Raw genomic sequence first — 20,008 nt, 5'->3', positions numbered from 1 at the left:
CTCTTTTCACAGAGGCACGGTGGCCTTTTTTGCGCCCCACGGTCACGTGCAAGGGGCCATAGGGCGCCGGCAAGATAGGTGACCCTGCAACCCGGCGTTCCCAGGGCAACTGCCAACAGGTGGACAGTGAGATTCCTGTGTACGAAAAGAGCGCCCAAACCCGAAGGCGTGGACGCTCTTTTCCCTGACTGGGATGCCCTGGCTACACGGTGACCTTTTCGGCCGGTTCTGCGACTACCTGCTCAGCGGACTTTCCGCGGCGGTAGCGCCGCACATAGTGGAATACGGTGAACAGCAGAATCCCGAACCACGCAGCTGCCTGGGCGGCAAGTCCCATGGTGAGTCCCGGCGTCGTGAAGGAAATGTCAACGGACTTGGCGCCGGCGGGGATGTCCACCATGATGACGCCAGCAGGTCCCTGCGTGAGCTTCTGTGTCTCGCCGTCGACCTTGACGGTGTAACCGGGCCAGGCGAGCCGCGCGAAGGTCAGTTTTCCAGCGTTGCCGTTGCCAGAGAGCTGGACGTGTTCGTCGTTCCCTGTTCGCACTGAGTCCTGGACGGTGATGCCGTCAGAAACCCATGAGACAGTGCCGGGGTGTGGCAAGGGGTTCTGGCGCTGCAGGATGGTCCGGGTCTCGTCTGATGCAACAATCGACCATCCCGGCGCGATGTCCAGCTGGTCCGGAGCGATCAGGGTTTTCTGGACGGCGACGGTTTCAACCTGAAGGACGTCAGCCAACGTGGCGTCGATTTCAGGCGAGGCCTGTTTGAACAGCTCGGTGTAGGCCAGCGGGCACGTTTCGCCGCGGTAGTTCATGCACAAGGCATTGACGTACGTCGTGAAGCTGATTCCGCTGTAGCGGCCCATGCTGTTGTTGACGTCAGCGTTGAGGATCTGGTTGCCGTACAGGAGCCGTCCCTCGGTGAATTCCGCGCCCGTGATCTTCATGGTGTTGAAGACCTGGATGGTGTTTCCTTTGTAGTTGCTGGTGGCATCCCGGAGGGTATCGGCATCCACGGGAGAGCCGATACCTGCAACTGCATTGTTAGGGACGAACTGACGGGACTGCATGCCCAAGGTGGCGATGGTTCCGACCACCATGACGGCGGCAAGGCCCCGGTAACCGAAGCGCTTCCATCCCAGGATCGCAAGCACAACCAGCACCAAAGTCACGGCCAGCGTGAAGAACTGCCACTTGCCGCCCTCCGGAACCATGGACCAGGCCCGGTAGGTTCCGAAGCCGAGGATCGCGACGGTGATGAACAACCGTTTCTTCCAGGCGGTGGTTTTCAAGCCTGCTGAGGCCACTACGGCGACAAGGACGATCACGCCCAAGTACACGTACTCGATGAGACGGATGGGCCAGCGGAAGACCAGAACCTGTGACGGGGCAAACGTCAGGAGGAAGTAGATACCCGTAATGATATAGATGCTGAAGATCTGGCGGGACCGGTTCCTGAAGCTGCGGAAATCCAACCACGGAAGCAGGGGCAGAACGAACCATGCCAGGTAGCTTGAGGGGACGTTGTCGATGGGAGCCCAGAAGTTGTTGATCCGGGGCCTCATGGACGAGGTGCTCATCGTCAGGAGGGAAGACATGTCCGGCGAGAGGAAGAGATCGTTCAGGATCTCATTCTGCTGACGGACCGTTACGGCAGAGCTGAGGGGCAAGGGGAAGTACACCAGGACGGCAGTCAGGCCCACCAGAGCGCCCACGATGACGATCGGGATGAGGCGTCGCCAGTGCCGCATCAGCATCAGTTCGACGGCCACTGCTGCCAGGACGAGAATGACGCCGATGGCTCCGTAGGGATTGCCGGCTGTCATGGTGAGGAAGCCGAGCAGGAACGGAAGGAAGGGCGAGGTGTTGCGTCGGGCGTAGCGGCGCACTGACCACCAGAAAACCGTGATCCAGGCAAAGGCCATGAGACCGCCGGGCCAGCGGGCCGCCTCGTAGAACAGAGTGAAGCCGCTGAACGGAATCGCTACACCGGCAGCCAGGGCCAGTGGCCTGTTTGACCCGTAGTCCCGGGCGAGCATGTACGTTCCAAAAGCCAACAGGGCAATGAACTGGACGATGATGAAGTAGCTCGCCAGCGACAGGTTCTCGAAGTTGGAGACAATGACCGAGTTGACGATGTTTACGGGATTGAATATCCCGTAACCGACCTCGGCCACAATGTTGCCGCCCACCCAGCCCCCCGGTTCCATCAAGGGGAATCTGCCCGAACGAATCTCCTCACCCATGTGCCGCCACAAGGGAAGGAAGGACTGCATCATGTCGTCCCAGTAGTAGAACGTGGGATTGAAGAGCCTGGGGATGATGGACGAGATGGCCGCGATGATGGCGGTAACAATGCCCCAATGCCAATCATGCTTCATGAAGTAGCGCCGCTTGGTGACAGGCGGGCGCTGGGCAGTGGCCTCGGAGGTTACTGCTGTCATGGTGGTACCTTGCTCCTTAGCGCGCGGCATAAGTTTGATTATTGGCCCGAAGAACGCCCGGGAATCGTAGACACCCGGGCGTGGAAAAGACCCACAGCATCAGCTGGGCTCTGAGGTGGAATCTCCGGGGGTCTTGGAAGCGGACTGCCGCCACCGGAAGTGCACAAAGGCGATTCCTACGCAGAGCAGGTCCGCAACAGTGAACATGATCCGGGAAAGCGCGGCGATTGCGGTTGCGGCACCGGCGCTCATCATCCCCGCCAGGGCAAGGATCAGGATGGCTTCCCGTGCGCCAACTCCAGCGGGCAGCAGGAAGGCCAGCACCCCGAGGGTCATCCCGAGAGCGAGGGCACCGGTGAGGACCAGGAACGTCGCCAGGTCCAGGGTTGCCTCGTGACCTACCAGGATCCACAGGTGCAGGCCGAAGCACAGGTACATGAGGACGCCGAGGATGAAGGCTTTGACCATGGTGTTGGCCTGTATCCGCTCAGGCAGCGGTGGCCGGCGGAATACCTTGAGCACGAAGTTGACCAGGAAGGTCACAACGTTTGGGTTCATCGCCAGAATCACGACGGGGAGGATGACGTACAACCATTGCAGGTTCGGTTCCCGCTGGACAAGGATTGGCAGGGCTGAAGCTCCAACCACCAAAGCTGCGCCGATGGTGATGCCGGTACTGACCAAGGAAGCTACGAAGACCTGGGCCCGCGCGATGCCGTTTTTTCGGCCGAGCTCCATCTGGAGGACGAACGCCCAGACGGAGCCGGGAAGATATTTACCGATCTGGCCTACGAGGTAGATCTGGTTCAGGACCAGGCCCTGCGGCTCGATGTCAACAGACCTCAACAGGCTGGCCATGACAACCCGCCACATGTACATGCCCAGAAGAACCCCGGGGATGAGGGCAAGCAGCGAAAGCAGCACCTGCCACCATTGCAGGGCAAAGACCGTGGCTTGGACCTGTGGCCATTGGACTGCGATGAAGTACACCGCAGCGGCAAAGACGATGACCACCAGGGCGCGACGGGCAAAATCCACCAGTTTGGCTTTGGTGGTCTTGACCGGAGGCTGTTCCAAATTCACGTCGTTGTCGTTCGACGGTGTTTCTGCGATCGATCCCGTCATGGGGCGTGTGTCCCCGCGCTGGGAGCAGCTGCCAGTTCGCTCTTGCGCCGGCGCATGGCAACCAGACCCTTGAACATCTTTACGACGTCGGCAGTCCGGATGGTGGTTTCGCCGGGTTCGTCATCGGGCGCCAAAGTAACGGRCACTTCCACTATGTCGAAGCCCTGCTTTTCGGCGGCGTAGACAACCTGGGTGCTGAAAAGGAAACCAGGATCGTCAAAACGGTCCACCATGTTCCGCAACCAGCCGCCGTCGACGATGAGCGTTCCCTGGGAGTCACCGACCTTGGACCCCAGTATCACCTGTCGGAGAGTCTTGAACCCGAAAGTGGTGAGTCCGCGGAGGGGGCTGCGCTGGATTTTTGAATTTTTGTGCGCTTTGGAACCTATGACCACATGCGGTTTTGGTTCGAGCTTCGCGTCCTCGTCAAGATCATCGGTCCCGAAGGGAAGATCATCGGCGGTCAGGAGGACACGGCGTCCGGAACTGGCCTCGATGCCCCTCCGGTACGCGTTTCCCATCCCTTTTTCGCTTTGGAGAACGTGGAATGTCACGTGTGGAGTGTCCACCGCGTGCTCGCGGGCAACCTTGAGTGTGTTGTCGGAAGATCCGTTCTCCACGATGATGATCTCGGAGTTGCCACTGGTTAGATAGCCGGAAAGGCGCGCCATTGTTGCCGCCAATATCCGTTCTCCGTTATAGACCGGGATCACAACGGAGAGATCCGGTTGGCCTGCCTGGTCGAAAGTCAAGACTCTCCTCGGTAGTTCGTGCCGACGAATTCTTGACGCCAGCCGCAGCCCGCAACTCTGGCGTCACGAGGTCCTTGCAAACCCTCAGTCTAGTTCATTCCGGCAAACGTTCTGCGGAAGCACGGATGGGCCCACGGAACCCGGCCAACGAAAGGGGTGCACCGGATATTCTCCGATGCACCCCTCGAAACGGCAAGCCGGGCGGTTGGATCCGCTATGGGAGGGAGGTGAATCCCTGCCAACCGTTGCCTACCTGGCTCCAGGCAAGCCACCCGCCGGTGCCATTACCCGGATAGATCCAGAGGTTGCCGCTGGCATCCCGGGCGAGGACATCGGACTTGCCGTTGCCATTGAAATCGCCTGGTCCGAGGAGCGCCGTCATGCCGCCCCAACCGCTGCCGATCTGGGTGCGGGTGCCCCAGCCGCCAGTGCCATTGCCGGGATAGAGCCAAAGCCCGCCGCTGGTATCGCGTGCAATCACGTCGGTCTTGGCATCTCCGTTGAAGTCGCCGGTGCTGAAAAGGGTGTTCATGACGTTCCAGCCGGCCCCGACCTGGGTCGAACCTGCTGTGAATTTACCGAGGCCGTCGCCCTTGTAGAGCCACAGCACGCCTGCCGCATCCCTGGCGAGGACGTCGGATTTGCCATCACCGTTGAAATCTCCGGGGGCAACGATCGCCGTCATTCCGCTCCAGCCACTTCCTACTGACACTGCCGGCTGCCAACCGCCGGTTCCGTTGCCCTTGAAGAGCCACAGCTGTCCGGCGCCATCCCTGGCGAGGACATCGCTTCGTCCATCACCGCTGAAGTCCCGGGTTGGAACGATCAGGTTGTAGTTGTTCCATGCGGTACCGGTGTTGACCTTGCCCAACCATCCACCTGTGCCATTGCCCGGGTAGAGCCACAGTGTTCCGGCTGAATCGCGGGCCAGGACATCGTTCTTGGCATCGGAGTTGTAGTCCTTCCAAGTGTTGGCGGGAGCTGCAGGCAAGGTGTAGGTCTGCGAGGCTACTGCCGATTGGTTCCCTGCAGCATCAACGGCAAAGTACTTCACCGTGGTGGTTGCAGCCGGTGTGATCGTGACTGTCGTGGTGGCTACCTGGCTGGCAACTGTCGGAGTGGTGTTATCCGTCGTGTAGTAGATCTTTGCTCCGGACTCCGTCGTCAAAGTGACGCTCTGTCCCAGGGCCAGATTGCCTCCGGTCGGGTTGGCCGTAACAGCCGGCGCAACGTTATCCAGCACGTACACCTGTGTCTGGGGTGCGGAGGCGTTGTTCGCTGCATCCACTGCGATGTACTTGAGGGTCTTGCTGCCCATCGCAATCGGAGCCGTGTACAGAGTGCTGGCAGTGGTAGGTGTGCTGCCATCCTCTGTGTAGTAGATCTTTGCGTCCGCCTCACTTGCGGTGAGAGCGATCTTGCTGGAAGGACCGTAGGTGCCCGCGACGGGATCTGCTGTCACGGTTGGCGGTGTCGTGTCGGCGACGAAGACCGTAAAGTTCACACCGGCCACCGTCGTGTTTCCGGCCTTGTCCCTGGCTTCAACTTCGAACCTGTTCGGGCCATTGGCGATGTCCGCGTAAACCTTGGGGGAGGTGCATTCAGTGAAGGCATCTGTTCCCAACCGGCAACGGAATCCGGCAATGTCCGGCGAAGTGGAAGCAAACTGGAACTGGTACCCGGCACCCACCGTGGCACCACTGGCGGGAGCGGTGATCGCAACCTGCGGAGCCGTCAGATCCACTGTCACGGTCAAAGCAGCAGCAGGGCCGACGTTCCCGGCGGGGTCCGTGCTCCTGATCCGCAACGTGTGTGCACCCTCCGTGGTCAGCGTGAAGGTATCGCCCGGCACGCAAGCCTTGAAGTCAGCGTCAGCCGTGGAATCAACGGAGCAACTCAGTGTAGTTCCGGGTTCGAACGTCGCGCCGAGAACGGGCTTGCCGTTGACCACCTGTCCGCTGTTCGGTGCTGTGAAGACAGGAGCGGCAGGTGCCACTGTGTCTACGGTAAACGTGCGGGACACGGGAACGCCTGCTGGTGCCGGCCGGACCGAGAATGTTTGTGGTCCGTTTGCCAGAACCGCCGAGGTGTAAGTGCCGGCGGTGCAATCTGTCCAGGCCCCACCTACGGAGCATTCCAAAGCGCTGCCGCTTGGATCGGCACTCACGCCAAAGGTGGGCGTTGTGTCGTTGGTGAAAGCGGTATTGGGTGATTGGGCACCATTGGCGAGCGTCGGGCCCGAAGTGATCTGGGCTTTGACTCCGCCCAGGAGGCTCATCTTTCCTTGTCCGGTAGCCGGCGTGGCGTTCAGCTGTCCAGGATCATCCAGCGCGAGCAACTGCCCGCCCCGCATTCCCAGGCCACTGATCTTGCTGAAGCCCAAGGCCCAGGAGTTGTCCACGACTCCAGTGCTGAGATTCAGCCTGGAGATCTTGTCCTTCCCGGCATCGGCCGCGGTGACGCCACTGCTGGTGCCTGTGTAGATGATGTTGGCTTCGTGGTCATAGAAGATCGCCGAAGCCACGCCCACGTTGTAGGAGGTCAACGGCACATAGTTGGTCATGTCGCCGTCGTCCGGAGCGGAAAATGCGCGGAGTCCAGTGGTTTCCAACACGTAGACGCTGGCGTGTCCGTTGCTGTCCCAACCGGCGGCCACGAGGCCCAGGGCCTTTGTAGTGACAGAGGCGATGGACTCGATGCTCGGATGCTTGATGGTTGGATCAACGATTTTGATGATCGACCGGGCGTTTGCAAAGGAAAGGTAGATGTTGCCGTCCGGGCCGTCGCTGACCGCATTTGGCCTGACATCGCCGTCCAAGACGGTCAGCGTACTGCTGTATTCAAACAGGTCCAACGGGGGATTCCATACGGCCCGCACGAGATGTGCACTGCCCACTGAAGAGTCCGGGATGAAGACAGTCTCGTCACCGTTGCCCACGGAGGCCGGGGTAGGGTCGAGGACCACCGAAACCCCTGGCACCTTTGGGCCAGGGGTGGCTCCGGGCAGGGTGCCGCCGAGGCAGGTCGCCTTTTCCAAGGTGCCGGGCTGGCCGTTGACTGGCTCGGACATCCGGCAGAAACCCGCCACGCTGTCTGAGACCCATACCCGGCCAATGGGGTCAACCACGGCCCCGGCAGGTTTCGTGAGGCCCGTGCCAACCACTTGTCGCTGCTGGTCGGCAAAGGCCGGGGTGCTGGAGACGACGGCGGTCATTCCGGCCGCGGCCAGTGCAGCGGCCGCCAGGATTGTGGTCAGCTTCTTGCCCCGGAGCAGGCTCTGGGAGAATTTCCGGGCTGTGGACTGTTCCATCACGCCACTTCCTTCAGCCACTTGGTCAGGACTGCCGACTGCGGGGCCGTGGGGGCCAACGTCAGCGCACCTTTGACTATGGGTGCACCGCCGAGCCCGTACAGCGCCGTACTGATGGTCGGGGGATTGCTACGGGTACATGCCTTGACGATTGCCAAGCAGATATCGGTCCGGGCGCCGGATGCGCCAGCGGCAATGGCAACATTGACTGCGGCGTTTTCTTCGGCTTCCAGAACCTGGGGCTGAGGGCCGACATAGCTGACGCCGACGTCGGCGAATTTCTTGTACTGGGTATTGGCCCAGACTTCAGGAAGGCTCGACAACACTACGAGCGATTTTCCATCGGCCCCGCGGCAGTCAAACTTGTATCTTTTGACCGGTTCCGGTCTTTCGGGCCGAGGAGTGTCGGCATCGCCGGCATTCGTTACGCCCAGCCGGAATGGCTCAACATTTTGCGTGACTTGGACAGAGCAGCCCGTAAGAACGAGACCGGCAAGGCCAAACTGGACGACAGCGCGTCTTGGCATATCCACCGAGGGATCCCCACTTCATTCGGATGCTCCCCAGCTCCGCATGCAGTTGGATTTTCGCCCCAGCCGTTGCCGGCTGCATTACTCCATCTTCTCCCAAATTCCGCATTTGTCACTACTTAAGACGTCTTTTTCTGCAAGAAGAATTCCGGCTTGACCTTCCGGGGCGCCGCCAGCGGCCTTTTGGCTGCCGTCTGGTCCCTTGATGCTCCAAGTGCAGCCATCCGGCGGGGTCTTCCGGAGATGGAATCTTCCCGGTTCCAGGCCGCCGTCGCCTACTACATGCTGACCGTCTCCAGCGCGGGCACCCGCAGCCCATAGGGCAATGATCTTTCCCTGGGGCGCTTTGGGGCACAGCTCGCTTGCTGCCTTCAGCAACTGCCGGCTGCTTCCACCGAAGATGTCCGAAGCAGAATCATCGCTGACGCGGGTACACAGCCCCAGTGCTGCCAGGTAGCTGTCCAGGCCTTGTGCGGGGTCCGTTCCGGGCGCCGCGACGGCAATGACATGGGCCTCGTCATCTGTGGGCTCATAGGGCTGCGGCCCGTCGTAGTTGGCTGTGCAGGAGTCCAGCCGCAGGTAACCCGATGAGGCCCAGACTTCCGCCAGGCTTGAGAATGTGGTCTCGGGGACTGCGTTCAGACTGGCACAGGTATAGGAAAACCGGCCGGAGTCGTCCGGGTCGCCGGCGCCCTGTCCGCTGCCTTGTCCCTGCCCGCCGCCTTGTCCCTGTCCGCTGGTGGGTTCAGCAGAAATTTCCGACGGCGGTGCGGACTGAGATGGTGACGTCGGGACCGTGGGGGCTGATGTGGAAGGCGCAGTGCTCGAAGGTGTTGCTCCTGGAGCTGAGGAACAGCCCGAAGCAAGCAGCAGCACAGCTGCTGCTACCGCTGCAAGGTTATGAAATCGCATCGTGGCCTCCAGCTCCATGGTTGTCCGGAGCGAATGGCCGGGTCAACAGATTGCCCGGCGAATTGGGTATCGATACCGCTACGAATTGCGCGGCAGAGGTCCGCAGGACGTGCTGCGGTACGTCGAAGGCCCTGGCTTGTTGGCCAAGGCCTTCGACGGAAGTATGCCTGCCTAGGCGAGCATTGAGTTCAGAGTGTTGATGACAGTGGCTTCCACGCCACCAGTACCGCCGAGGAAGTGGCCGATGTGGCCGTAGACGGTCATGGATCCGCCAGCGATTCCAGGGTAGTCAGGATCCCATCCGCCCTCGTAACTGCCGCCCACCGAATAGGGAGGCAGGAATTGGGCGCTGGGCAGGTAGTAGCAGGATTCGTTGCCGTAGCCGCCCACAATGACGCCATTGGCTCCGCCGTACTTTGACCGGAAGTACGCTGCATAGCCACTGACGAGTTCGCCGCCCACAATGCCGATTTTCAGTTGTGGGCTGCCGCCGAATTTCCAAACCTGGAAGGGGCACGTGACGGAGGTGGAGTAGCTTCCGCTGTCGATCCGTCCGATCATCACTTGGGCGTGGCGTCCATACCAGGCCGGATTTCCATCCAGGTTGGGCAGCCTGGACGCGTAGGCCGCGCGCACGGCCGCCAGATTGCCGGCTGTGGGCGTGATGTCCAGGGGAATCTGTACCTCTTGATAGCTCGTCTGGAGAGGGCTGCCGATGGTCCTTCCGGGGGTCTGCATGGCAATCGAGACGGCCGAACCCAGCTTGGTGGCATACTCGTCGCGAAGTTCCCAGCTGGGTTCGCCCATGGGATTCTGGTCTCCGGCCGCTCCCTGGAGGAAGAGCGCAAAGCAGTTCGTGTTGTTGTTCTCGATGTAGTTGCAGGCCCCCGCCGGGAAATCACCGTCAAAGAGTGTGCGCATGCCGGCAGCTACAGGGTGGCATGCGTAATTGAAAATGACCGCCCTCGCTTTGCCGTTTGCCCGACGCGCGACGATAACGGGAACGGTGTCTTCCAGGTACGGCAGACCTGCCCTGTTGTAAGCGATACTCGCCGTGGTGACTTTGTAGTCGAGAGTCACTGCCGTCTGGGCGTTGTTGAGCGCTTTTTGGGCTGCATCCACGAGGTCGTCTTCGAGCTGTTGGCTGTACGTTTCCACCATGGACAAATCCGACAGGCCGTAGCACATGAACGGGTGGAGGGTATCAACCACCACCGGCCCGTTATGTGTGTGGGTGGATTGGATCAGGATGTCCCCGTTGCTCCAGTTTGCGAGCTGGAGGATTCTCGCCCGGGCGCTTTGATGGAGTGAGTGCGGCAGCGCCAGGATGTCCACGCTCATGATCAGGTTGGGCGAGCCGTTCTCCCAGAGGATTATTGCCCTGGCCCACAGGGATTCGTAAGGTGCACTGCTGGTAGCCTCGCGACCACCGTCGAGGGTCCCGTACCCCGCCATGTATGGGTTGACATCCAACGGTGGGGAAATGCTGACCTTGGCCGTAGAAACGGTAAACGCCATGAAAGATCACTCCTTGATTGTGCGGAATGGTGACCTTCGTTTGCCCCCAAACAAAGCCCGTTTCCCATTGCGCTGAACAGCCAATACGTGAGACCACCTTCATTAGATCACGCAATCCGGAATATGAGGCCTATCCAATGAAGCGAACATCATTTGTTTCATTTGCGATGCTTTGCTACGAAAAACAGAAAGGACCCGCTCGCTCCGTTGTGGAGTTTGCGGGCCCTTCGCCAGTCGACGTTTGTCGGCTGCCTGGCGCTACCTGGATGCGGGGGAGAGGATCTTCAGCCCTGTCCAGCCGGATCCGATGACGCTGGTTGGACCCCATGCACGGTTTTGCCCAACGGGGTAATAGCGGAGCTCCCCGCCAGTTGTTCGACCTATGATGCCGGTTGAACCCGCTCCAGCAAATCCTCGGATTGCTCCAAAGCTGTTAATGACATTCCACCCTGTACCGATGGTTGCCGGAGCTTCCGGGATGAAACTCCCGGTACCGGTCGACCGGTAAAGCATGAGGTCTCCCGAAGCGGTTTTAGCCAGGAGATCGGCGTTTGAGTCCTTGTCGAAATCCATCTGGACTATGTCCAGGCCTGACCAGCCGGTCCCGATCTGGGTGCGCGTTCCAAGTGCGCCGCCTGATGGATTGCCGATCTGGAACAACCGGCCTGCGGGGTCGTATCCCACAATGCTTGGCCGGGGATCGGACTTCTTCCACGTCCCGACGGTCAGCGTCCAGTCCTGCCAGCCTGTACCCAGACTGATGGGAGAGCCGAAGCCGGCCCCCTTGAAGCCCGGGTAGAGTGTCAGCCGGCCGTCACTCCACTGGGCAAGGATGTCCAATGCGCCGTCGCCATTCCAATCAGTAAGGAAGCCCGCCTTCAATCCTGTCCATTGTTTCCCGATCAGTTCGGGAGAGGTGAGTCCGCCGGAACCTGAGCCCGCATACCGGTAAAGATTGCCGTCCTGCCGGATGGCAAGGACATCGGGTTCATCCACGCCCAGTGTTGCCTCGACGTTGACCGGGGCACCACCAACGAGCAGGGCATCGTTCCAGCCGAGACCAGTGAGGAAGCGGTTACCCCACGAGCCGTTCACCGCAGGGTAATAGTAGAGATCGCCGTTGGCGGCACGTGCCTGCAGTCCTTGCGAGCCGGAGCCGTTGAAGCCCGCTGCGGAGCTGACTGAAGTCATGGCGGACCATCCGTTTCCGATGAGCCGTGCCGGCTCTGTAAGGAAGGACCCGAGCCCGTTGCTGCGGAACAACCGCATCGTTCCGTCGCCTGTTCTGGTGACGAGGTCCTGGCTGCCATCGCCGTCAAAGTCCAGGAGATTGAACTGGTGCCCACTGAATCCGGTACCTATCAGGACACCGCCGCCCAGAGCACCGCCCGAGGCGTTCTGGTATCGGTACAGGTTGCCGCTGCCGTCCTGGCCAATGACTCCAGGGAAGGCATCCTTCGAGTTCCACCATCCGGTGGCAAGCGACATTTCCTGCCAGCCGCTGCCCACTTGGATGGGCGTGCTGAAGCCGCCGCCGGAAGTGCCGCGGAAAACCTGGAGTGTTCCGTCGGCCCATTGGGCCAGGATGTCCTGGACTCCGTCCTGGTTCCAGTCAACGACGTGGACGGAGAGGGCGTTGCCCCAGCCGGAGCCGATGGTCACGGGCCCGGAGATACGTCCCTGGCCGTCGGCTGGAAAATTATCGAGTCGTCCCGAAGGCATCACCGCAAGCACATCCGCTCCGGAACGGATGGAGGGATTCGAAGGGGTCGGAACACCCCGGGCAAAGGTACGGAGCTCATCAAAGGTGCCGTTGAAGATGTTCGAGTCGCCTTCGAAGGGGCCCGTGCTGCTGTACTGCCACATTGAGTAGTCGTTCCAACTGGCCGGCAGCGAGCCCGGCGAATTGGTGGGATTGTTCCAATAGGAAGCAATCCACAACGGGTAGCTCCCAAAGGTGCTGTTGCCTACGCAGGTATTCCACCAGTCGGTCGTGCTGTAGATGACGGGGAATCGACCGGTCAAGGCCTTGACGGTGTTGCCGAAGTCGGCAGCCCACTGACCCAGTTGGGCCTTGGACATGTCGTAGCACGTGTTGCCGAAATAGAAGCCGTTGATGGTCCGGCCCGCGTAGGGGTTGTACTCAATGTCAAGCACCGGAGGAAGAGTGTAGCCGTCGGCCGACCAGCCACCTCCATTCGCTACGAAGTACCTGGCTTGGTCTGCTCCGGATGACCAGTTCGGGATGGCGAAGTGATACGCGCCGCGAACCATGCCAACATTCCGTGAACCGTTGTATTGCTGGGTGTAGTTCTCGTTGAGGTAGTAGTTTCCCTCGGAAGCCTTGACGTAGGCCCACCGGGAGCCTTGGCTCCATTGGCTTTGCCAGTCGACGTTGCCCTGGTGTGCGCTCACGTCCTGCCCTTGGATTCCAATGGTGGGCCGCCAGTGGCCTGTGTCTGCCGCCATCGGTACCGTGGCCTTGACCGCTGCTCCTACGGCCTTGCCTCGGGCCGGTGCCGCCGCCTCTTTGTCCTGTTTGTTCGTCACGACCCTCGGGGAGCGCTGGCCCATTTCCGCGCCGCCGGCCGGGATGGCGGCGCGCATGGCGGCCTTCATACTCTCGGCGTCGGGTGCGTCACCAGGCATGGACTTGGGTTTTGTGGCCTGCGCTTCGGCTTTGCCGGCCGGGTCAGGCGCAGGTTGGGACGCTACACCGGGTGTAAGTTCGACGCCGGTGATCGGCGCTTGCTGGTCAGGCAGCTTTCCTTGCCGTGGTGTGCTTTCAACCGGAGGTGAAGCCGGGCCGTTCCCAGCCGGCTGGGGGCCCTGAGATGATCCGCCGCCAGGAGCCTCAGAAGTGGGCGCCGGCTGCGGACCGGATGTCTGTGCCCATGCGGGCGCGCAAAGGAAACTGCCTGCCGTAAGGGCGACGGTGAGCGCCAGCCCTGCCCGCACCATGGGGATGCGTCCGACCGGGTCCAAAAATTTACGTTTCATCATCACATCCGGCCCTGTACCGCGGCTCAGCGGTGCATGGTGTGGCTTAGGGACAAGCTCCGGGGCGCCTGCGCGTGAGACCAAAGGCCAGCTCCTAACGGGCTTTACCCTAACATTCTGAAACAGGAGTGACTAGTGGGATTCACGATGCCCCCGGGACCAGTGAGCCCAAGTTATCCACATGCTGTCCGGACTGACTTGAGGCGGACCTTGGGCTCGCTTAGCGTAAGTCACTCGAGATGCGCCTCTCGTTTACGCAATCGTGACCATCGGGGGAGAGCTGTGGATGCTGTAAGGATCGTCGAGGGGGAGGTCAGGGAGCTCATCCGGCGTCGTGGTCTGGATCCACTGGAACAGGCTGGTGATGTCCGAAGCCTGGTGGACGCGGCAGTCAACGACTACGACGAACGGGCCCTCCTCGCTCCGCTTCCTCCCTTGGGTCACCTCGAGTCGGCGCGTCGTCTGATTTACGACGCTGTCGCGGGGTTCGGGCCATTGCAGCCGCTTCTGGACGATGAGTCGATCGAGGAGCTTTGGATCAATGCTCCCCACGAGGTCTACGTGGCCCGAAATGGTGAATCCGAGCTGACTACGATCAGCCTCAGTGAGCAGCAGGTCCGGGACCTGGTAGAGAGAATGCTTAAAACTTCCGGACGACGACTGGACTTGTCATCGCCCTTCGTGGACGCCGCACTTCCGGACGGTTCGAGGCTGCATGTGGCAATCCCGGACATCACCCGGAGGCACTGGGCCGTGAACATCAGGAAGTTCACCGCGCGCGCCAGCCGCCTGGAGCACCTGGTAGAGCTCGGCAGCCTGACACCACAAGCTGCGAGGTTCCTGGGCGCGGCAGTAGCGAGCGGCCTCAACATTCTTGTCTCCGGCGCCACGCAGGCGGGAAAGACCACCCTTCTCAATTGCCTGGGAGCGCACATAGGTTCACGCGAGCGGGTCATCACGGTGGAGGAAATCTTTGAACTCCAGCTTCCCTTACGGGATGTCATCGGACTTCAGTGCCGTCAACCGAATCTGGAGGGTGAGGGCGAAATCCCTTTGCGGCGGCTCGTCAAGGAAGCCCTTCGAATGCGGCCCGACAGGCTCATTGTGGGCGAAGTCCGCGAAGCCGAAAGCCTGGACATGCTCATCGCCCTCAACTCCGGGCTTCCCGGTATGTGCACTGTGCATGCCAATTCTGCCCACGACGCCGTAACCAAGATCTGCACATTGCCCCTTCTCGCCGGAGCCAACATTGCCAGTGCCTTTGTGGTCCCCACAGTGGCGTCGTGCATTGATCTGGTGGTGCATTGCGGCAGGCATCCGACAGGGCGAAGGCAGATAACGGAGGTCCTTGCTTTGGGGCGGAGGGTTGAAAACGGGATCATCGAATCCTCCACTGTCTTTGGGATGTCAGCAGGCCAACTGCAGCCGAGGCCCAACGCGATGCCCGCTGCGGAAAAGTTTGCCCGCGCGGGCTTCGACGTCTCCGCGCTGTTGGAGGTGAACTGATGCCGCCTCTACTGGGCATTCTGTGTGGCTTGGGGCTTTTCCTTATCTGGTGGTCCACCTGGGATCAACCCACAGCCAGGCCACGGAAAAAGAAACGACGCCGCCTGGACCAATTGCTTTTGTCAGCAGGGATTGAAAAGGTCACAGGATCAGCCTTGCTCCTCACCTGCGGGGGTTTTGGGTGTGCGGTCATGGCGGTCTTCTTCCTCATCACAAGGGCGCCGGTGGTCGCGCTATGCTTCGGGTTGTTCGGTTCCTGGGCCCCCTTGGCAATCGTGAGGCGGAGGGCGCGAAAGCGTCGTGCGGCGCTTCGCTTGTTGTGGCCGGATGTCGTGGACCACCTGCGCTCGGCTATTCGCGCAGGCCTTGCCCTGCCTGAAGCGCTCATTCAGCTTGGATCCAAAGGACCGGAGGAATTGCGGCCGCTTTTCGTGGATTTTGGTGCCGACTACCGCTCCGGTGGGCATTTTGAGACTGCGTTGGACAGGCTTAAGGACCGTCTCGCGGATCCGGTGGCCGATCGCATCATTGAAGCCCTTCGAATGACCCGCGAGGTTGGCGGATCCGACCTGGGCCGAATGCTGGGGACTTTGTCCGACTTCCTCAGGGACAACTCCCGCACCCGGAGTGAGCTGGAAGCCAGGCAATCATGGACTATCAACGCTGCGAGGTTGGCAGTCGCGGCCCCGTGGATCGTCCTGGTGTTGATGGCCAGCCGTCCGGAAGCGATGCCGGCCTACAACTCAACCGTGGGAGCAATGGTGCTTCTCGCTGGCTTGCTGGTTTCCGTGTGCTGCTATTCCTTGATGCTTCGAATTGGTGCGTTGCCTGATGATGAACGCGTTCTGCGATGAGTACGTCGACGGCTTGGGCCGCGGTCTTCGGCGCCGTCCTTGGAATTGGATGCTGGCTCGTCCTGACGCGTCTGCCGTTCCTGCGGGGAATGACTTTTACGGAGCGCATCAGCCCTCAGCTGAAATCCAGGAACCTCGAGTCACGCCTCCTGCTTGCGCAAGAGCCGGACCTCACACCTTTTGGACCATTGGAACGAATCCTTCGTCCCATCTTTCGGGACGCGGTGAAAAACATGTCGCGGTTGAACGTTGGCTCCGCCGTCGCGGCAAAGAAGCTGGCCCGCTCCGGGTCCTCCAAAACGATCCTTGACTACAGGGTCGAGCAGATCCTTTGGGCCAGCGGAGGTCTGGTCGTGGCGTTGCTCGTGGTCACAGCACGCGCGGCATCCGGGCAGTTCAATCCGGCGGTGTCCTGCGTCTTGGTCGTTGGGGCTGCCTTGGGAGGTTATGTGCTCCGCGATATGGTTCTGGGGCAGCAGATCAAGCGACGTGAGAGAAGGATGCTGTCCGAGTTTCCAAGCCTTGCTGAGCTGATGGCTCTGGCCGTAGCTGCGGGCGAAAGCGCAATGGGCGCGATGGACCGGGTGAGCCGTAGCTCCCAAGGGGAACTCTCCAACGAGTTCGCGCTGATTCTTGCGGATGCCCGGTCCGGCAAGCCTCTGGCGGAAGCACTTCAGTCCTTTTCCAGCCGAGCGGAGTTACCACCACTGGTCAGGTTCTTTGATGGCTTGGTGGTGGCTGTCGAACGCGGGACCCCACTGGCAGATGTGCTTCGGGCACAGGCCGCCGATGTCCGGGATGCCGCCAAGCGGGAGCTGATGGAATCCGCAGGCCGCAAGGAGATAGCCATGATGGTGCCCCTCGTCTTCGGTGTGCTGCCACTAACGGTCGTGTTTGCCGCTTTTCCAGCCATCGCAGCCCTGCAGATGAGCCTCTAGTTCCTTGCATCTCCTCCTGCAGGAATGCGGCCCGGAACAAGCGGGAGCAGCAGCGCGCCACAGTCACAGGAAAGCAACACAGCAATACAGCAACAACACAGCATCACTGTCACACAGCACCACAGCGACAACGCCGTATCACCGTTATTGGGGAGAATCATGAAAACATTTGCCAGCAGGTCGCCCATTGCACCAGTCCGTATCGTGTCGGGGTGGGCTTTGCTCACTGACTTCGTTTTACGGGCGGCACCGCAGCCAGAGGAGCAAGAACGAGGAGACGTGCCCGGATGGGTCATGATCACACTCATGTCAGCGGTCTTGGTCGCTGGACTTCTTGCCCTCGCCACACCTGCCTTGAATGACTTGTTCACTCAGGCCATGTCGAAGGTGGGCAAATAGGCCGCGTGGAGGGGCAGGCCCTGTTCTCCACTGTCCTTCGCCCTTCAGACTCGACCCGAGCCACCGGAGAACAAGGAACGGCTGTGGTGGACTTCGTATTGGTTGGAGCGCTGTTGACCCTGCTCTGCATGTCGGTCATTCAACTGATGCTGGTGTTGCATGTACGAAACACGCTCGTTGACGCTGCAGCTTCGGGAGCGAGGTACGGCGCGCTGGCCGACCGGACGTCATCGGAGGCAAAAGCCCGGACGGCGGAGCTGATTACCGCGGCCTTGAACGAGGGTTTCGCACAAAGCATCACCACGAGCGAAGAGGTAATGGATGGCATCCGCACGCTGGAGGTGACGGTGAAGGCGCCGATGCCGGTCCTCGGGTTGGTTGGACCTGAAGGCCTGATGGAGGTGCACGGCCATGCCGCCCTTCCTGGTTGAAGCGGCACATTCATTTGGCAAAGCGCTCCGGCTAAGGATGTGCTACGTCCTGTGCTTATCCGAACTGTCGGTCGAAGGGCGCGACCGGAACATCGAAGGACAAAGGGGGAGCGCCGTCGTGGAATTTACCTTTCTCGCAGTCCTGTTGATGGTGCCACTGATTTACTTCGTGGTGACCATTGGGCAAATCCAGGGCGCATCGTTTGGAGTGGTCGGAGCGGCCGACCAGGCCGCGAAAGTTTTCGTCCTTCAGCACGACCCGGCAAGCGCGAGGAAAGCGGCGGAGCAGTCCGTAATTGTGGCGCTGGCCGACTACGGGCAAACGCCGGATCAGGCCACGGTGGAGATTTCGTGTGATCGGGAAAATTGTCTGACAGCAGGGGCAAGTGTCACCGTTACTGTCCACGTCGATGTTCTGCTTCCCATGGTCCCGTTCGGTGACACCCTGAAGCTCAGTGCCAGTAAGGTATCCGCCTCGGCCACGCAGATAGTTGGTCGCTACCAATGACCCGGAAACAAAACGTAAGAAGTCCTCGACCCCTCACAGCGTCCAGGCCTCCCGGGGGACGCAGATACGGCGGCCCGCATCGCTTTGGCATTCTGCCTCGCAATGGCGTCCTCCACCGCGATGACGGGCAAATTACAGTGCTGATTCTCGGATATGTGGTGCTGGCACTGCTCCTGGCCACAGTGGTGATGGCCGCTTCCTCGGTGTACCTGGAACACAAGAAGCTCTTGTCCTTGGCTGACGGAGCCGCGCTCGCAGCCGCAGACTCGTACCTGGTGGGTGACCTGGAGGGCGGGAGCCTACCTGCTGTGTCTCTGATGGATGACCGGGTGCTGGCGGCTGCAGGCTCATATCTTGGGAAAAGCAACGCCTTCGCAGGCCACGAGCGATTGGAAGTGGGGGAGGGAACCGGAAGTGAGCCTGGCGGGACGGCAGTGGTGGTTCTCAGGTCCGTCGCCCACCCGCCGGTGATCAGCTTCCTGGTGCCGGATGGAATCGTCGTCGAGGTCAGGGCGACGGCGCGGTCGAGGCTCACGCAGTAATGAATCTACGGACAAAAGCCGGACAGCCAAGGGAGCCTGATGGATAGCGTACGCTGGGATAACCATGGCTGACATAGATTTTCCCGCAGAAATCCGCGCACTTCGAGCAACTTACGGCTCCATCGAAAACGTCACTGACGTTGACGCTCTCAAGGCTGAAATCGCCGAATTGAGCGAGCAGGCCGGGGCCCCGGACCTCTGGGATGACCCCGCATCGGCCCAGGTGGTGACATCCCGTTTGTCACACCGCCAATCGGAAGTCGAACGACTCGAAAAGCTCGCAGCCCGGATTGACGACCTCGAGGTCCTGGTCGAACTTGGGCAGGATGAAGGCGACGAAGCCTCAATGGCCGAGGCCGCCAAAGAGCTGGTGTCCATCCGCAAAGCCCTCGCGGAGCTTGAGGTAGTCACCTTGCTCTCCGGCGAGTACGACGAACGCGAAGCCGTGGTGACCATCAGGGCCGGAGCGGGTGGAGTCGATGCAGCCGACTTTGCCGAGATGCTGATGAGAATGTACTTGCGGTGGGCTGAACGCCATGGTTATCCCACCACGGTGATGGACACGTCCTACGCTGAAGAAGCCGGCCTGAAGTCCGCCACGTTCGAGGTCAAGGCCCCCTACGCCTTCGGCACCCTGAGTGTGGAAGCCGGCACTCACCGGCTGGTGCGCATCAGTCCGTTCGACAACCAGGGCCGCCGGCAGACATCCTTTGCAGCCGTTGAGGTCATCCCGTTGATCGAGCAGACGGATTCAATCGAAATACCCGACAACGAGATCCGGGTTGACGTCTTCCGTTCCTCCGGCCCGGGCGGGCAGTCCGTTAACACCACTGACTCCGCAGTACGCCTGACCCACATTCCCACGGGCATTGTGGTCTCCATGCAGAACGAAAAGTCCCAGCTCCAGAACCGGGCAGCCGCCATGCGCGTGCTGCAGTCCCGTTTGCTCCTGGTTAAGAAGGAACAGCAGGACGCAGAGAAGAAGGCACTGGCAGGGGACGTCAAAGCCTCATGGGGCGACCAGATGCGCTCCTACGTGCTGAACCCCTACCAGATGGTCAAGGATCTGCGGACCGAACACGAAGTGGGCAACACTTCGGCCGTGCTGGATGGCGACATTGATGACTTCATCGACGCCGGCATCCGTTGGCGCACCGGTAACCGCAACGCAGCGGCCAACCAGTAAGACGCAGCAGCCAGCCAATAAGCAGGAGGCTGGCAGAGGGCTCCCAGACTC

General features: G+C 60.8%; 16 protein-coding genes. 8 read left to right on the top strand and 8 right to left on the bottom strand.

The window, feature by feature from the left end; translation table 11 throughout:
• Positions 1–202: 202 nt before the first annotated feature.
• From AB4Y81_RS07165 to AB4Y81_RS07130, 8 genes are all read right to left on the bottom strand, one after another.
• Positions 203–2,446, bottom strand: coding sequence for a hypothetical protein (locus AB4Y81_RS07165; protein ID WP_110503926.1), 2,244 nt, complete (start codon positions 2,444–2,446; stop codon positions 203–205).
• A gap of 99 nt (positions 2,447–2,545) precedes the next feature.
• Entirely contained in the window at positions 2,546–3,571 is a 1,026-nt protein-coding gene (locus tag AB4Y81_RS07160; protein WP_018776418.1) for a lysylphosphatidylglycerol synthase domain-containing protein, read from the bottom strand.
• Positions 3,568–4,323 carry a glycosyltransferase family 2 protein gene (locus tag AB4Y81_RS07155; RefSeq protein ID WP_441995594.1) on the bottom strand — a complete coding sequence of 252 codons (756 nt, stop codon included), beginning with the start codon at positions 4,321–4,323 and terminating at the stop codon, positions 3,568–3,570. Before AB4Y81_RS07155 ends, AB4Y81_RS07160 begins: the two co-directional genes overlap by 4 nt.
• A 214-nt stretch (positions 4,324–4,537) precedes the next feature.
• Positions 4,538–7,633 (bottom strand): chitobiase/beta-hexosaminidase C-terminal domain-containing protein, encoded by a 3,096-nt coding sequence (locus tag AB4Y81_RS07150; protein WP_441995593.1) that lies wholly within the window; start codon positions 7,631–7,633, stop codon positions 4,538–4,540.
• Entirely contained in the window at positions 7,633–7,959 is a 327-nt protein-coding gene (locus tag AB4Y81_RS07145) for a hypothetical protein (protein WP_441995592.1), read from the bottom strand. Before AB4Y81_RS07145 ends, AB4Y81_RS07150 begins: the two co-directional genes overlap by 1 nt.
• A gap of 285 nt (positions 7,960–8,244) precedes the next feature.
• Positions 8,245–9,075: a hypothetical protein gene (locus tag AB4Y81_RS07140; RefSeq protein WP_441995591.1), complete on the bottom strand. Its 831-nt coding sequence runs from the start codon at positions 9,073–9,075 to the stop codon at positions 8,245–8,247.
• A gap of 171 nt (positions 9,076–9,246) precedes the next feature.
• Positions 9,247–10,593: a hypothetical protein gene (locus tag AB4Y81_RS07135; protein ID WP_018776412.1), complete on the bottom strand. Its 1,347-nt coding sequence runs from the start codon at positions 10,591–10,593 to the stop codon at positions 9,247–9,249.
• A gap of 258 nt (positions 10,594–10,851) precedes the next feature.
• Complete coding sequence (locus tag AB4Y81_RS07130) at positions 10,852–13,242, bottom strand: GH25 family lysozyme (protein WP_441995590.1); 2,391 nt, start codon at positions 13,240–13,242, stop codon at positions 10,852–10,854.
• A 633-nt stretch (positions 13,243–13,875) separates the two neighbouring features.
• On the opposite strand from AB4Y81_RS07130, the gene AB4Y81_RS07125 reads away from it, so the two are divergent.
• The 8 genes from AB4Y81_RS07125 to prfB all read left to right on the top strand — a co-directional run bounded on the left by AB4Y81_RS07125 (position 13,876) and on the right by prfB (position 19,957).
• Positions 13,876–15,099, top strand: coding sequence for a CpaF family protein (locus AB4Y81_RS07125; protein WP_079580559.1), 1,224 nt, complete (start codon positions 13,876–13,878; stop codon positions 15,097–15,099).
• Entirely contained in the window at positions 15,099–15,953 is an 855-nt protein-coding gene (locus AB4Y81_RS07120) for a type II secretion system F family protein (protein WP_110503930.1), read from the top strand. The genes AB4Y81_RS07125 and AB4Y81_RS07120 overlap by 1 nt, the downstream gene beginning before the upstream one ends.
• The gene (locus AB4Y81_RS07115; RefSeq protein ID WP_441995589.1) at positions 15,950–16,891 is read left to right on the top strand and encodes a type II secretion system F family protein; all 942 of its coding nucleotides are present in this window, start codon (positions 15,950–15,952) and stop codon (positions 16,889–16,891) included. The genes AB4Y81_RS07120 and AB4Y81_RS07115 overlap by 4 nt, the downstream gene beginning before the upstream one ends.
• A 159-nt stretch (positions 16,892–17,050) precedes the next feature.
• The gene (locus tag AB4Y81_RS07110; protein ID WP_441995588.1) at positions 17,051–17,290 is read left to right on the top strand and encodes a hypothetical protein; all 240 of its coding nucleotides are present in this window, start codon (positions 17,051–17,053) and stop codon (positions 17,288–17,290) included.
• A gap of 83 nt (positions 17,291–17,373) precedes the next feature.
• Positions 17,374–17,721, top strand: coding sequence for a TadE family protein (locus AB4Y81_RS07105; protein WP_018776406.1), 348 nt, complete (start codon positions 17,374–17,376; stop codon positions 17,719–17,721).
• Between the two features lie 118 nt (positions 17,722–17,839).
• Entirely contained in the window at positions 17,840–18,229 is a 390-nt protein-coding gene (locus tag AB4Y81_RS07100; protein WP_441995587.1) for a hypothetical protein, read from the top strand.
• Between the two features lie 131 nt (positions 18,230–18,360).
• Positions 18,361–18,771: a pilus assembly protein TadG-related protein gene (locus AB4Y81_RS07095; RefSeq protein ID WP_275779946.1), complete on the top strand. Its 411-nt coding sequence runs from the start codon at positions 18,361–18,363 to the stop codon at positions 18,769–18,771.
• A gap of 64 nt (positions 18,772–18,835) precedes the next feature.
• Positions 18,836–19,957, top strand: a complete 1,122-nt coding sequence (gene prfB / locus AB4Y81_RS07090; RefSeq protein ID WP_441995586.1) for a peptide chain release factor 2 — start codon at positions 18,836–18,838, stop codon at positions 19,955–19,957.
• The last annotated feature ends 51 nt before the right edge of the window (positions 19,958–20,008 follow it).

The sequence above is a fragment of the Paenarthrobacter sp. TAF1 genome (assembly GCF_052113825.1).
In the GTDB taxonomy this organism is placed as follows: domain Bacteria; phylum Actinomycetota; class Actinomycetes; order Actinomycetales; family Micrococcaceae; genus Arthrobacter; species Arthrobacter nicotinovorans.
This window is presented reverse-complemented; position numbering and strand designations above follow the sequence as displayed.

Bases quoted from the DNA above. Each gene is read 5' to 3' on its own strand.
- AB4Y81_RS07165 (WP_110503926.1), bottom strand. From the start codon at position 2,446: ATGACAGCAGTAACCTCCGAGGCCACTGCCCAGCGCCCGCCTGTCACC.
- AB4Y81_RS07160 (WP_018776418.1), bottom strand. From the start codon at position 3,571: ATGACGGGATCGATCGCAGAAACACCGTCGAACGACAACGACGTGAAT.
- AB4Y81_RS07150 (WP_441995593.1), bottom strand. From the start codon at position 7,633: ATGGAACAGTCCACAGCCCGGAAATTCTCCCAGAGCCTGCTCCGGGGC.
- AB4Y81_RS07140 (WP_441995591.1), bottom strand. From the start codon at position 9,075: ATGCGATTTCATAACCTTGCAGCGGTAGCAGCAGCTGTGCTGCTGCTT.
- AB4Y81_RS07135 (WP_018776412.1), bottom strand. From the start codon at position 10,593: ATGGCGTTTACCGTTTCTACGGCCAAGGTCAGCATTTCCCCACCGTTG.
- AB4Y81_RS07130 (WP_441995590.1), bottom strand. From the start codon at position 13,242: ATGCCTGGTGACGCACCCGACGCCGAGAGTATGAAGGCCGCCATGCGC.
- AB4Y81_RS07120 (WP_110503930.1), top strand. From the start codon at position 15,099: ATGCCGCCTCTACTGGGCATTCTGTGTGGCTTGGGGCTTTTCCTTATC.
- AB4Y81_RS07115 (WP_441995589.1), top strand. From the start codon at position 15,950: ATGAGTACGTCGACGGCTTGGGCCGCGGTCTTCGGCGCCGTCCTTGGA.
- AB4Y81_RS07110 (WP_441995588.1), top strand. From the start codon at position 17,051: ATGAAAACATTTGCCAGCAGGTCGCCCATTGCACCAGTCCGTATCGTG.
- prfB (WP_441995586.1), top strand. From the start codon at position 18,836: ATGGCTGACATAGATTTTCCCGCAGAAATCCGCGCACTTCGAGCAACT.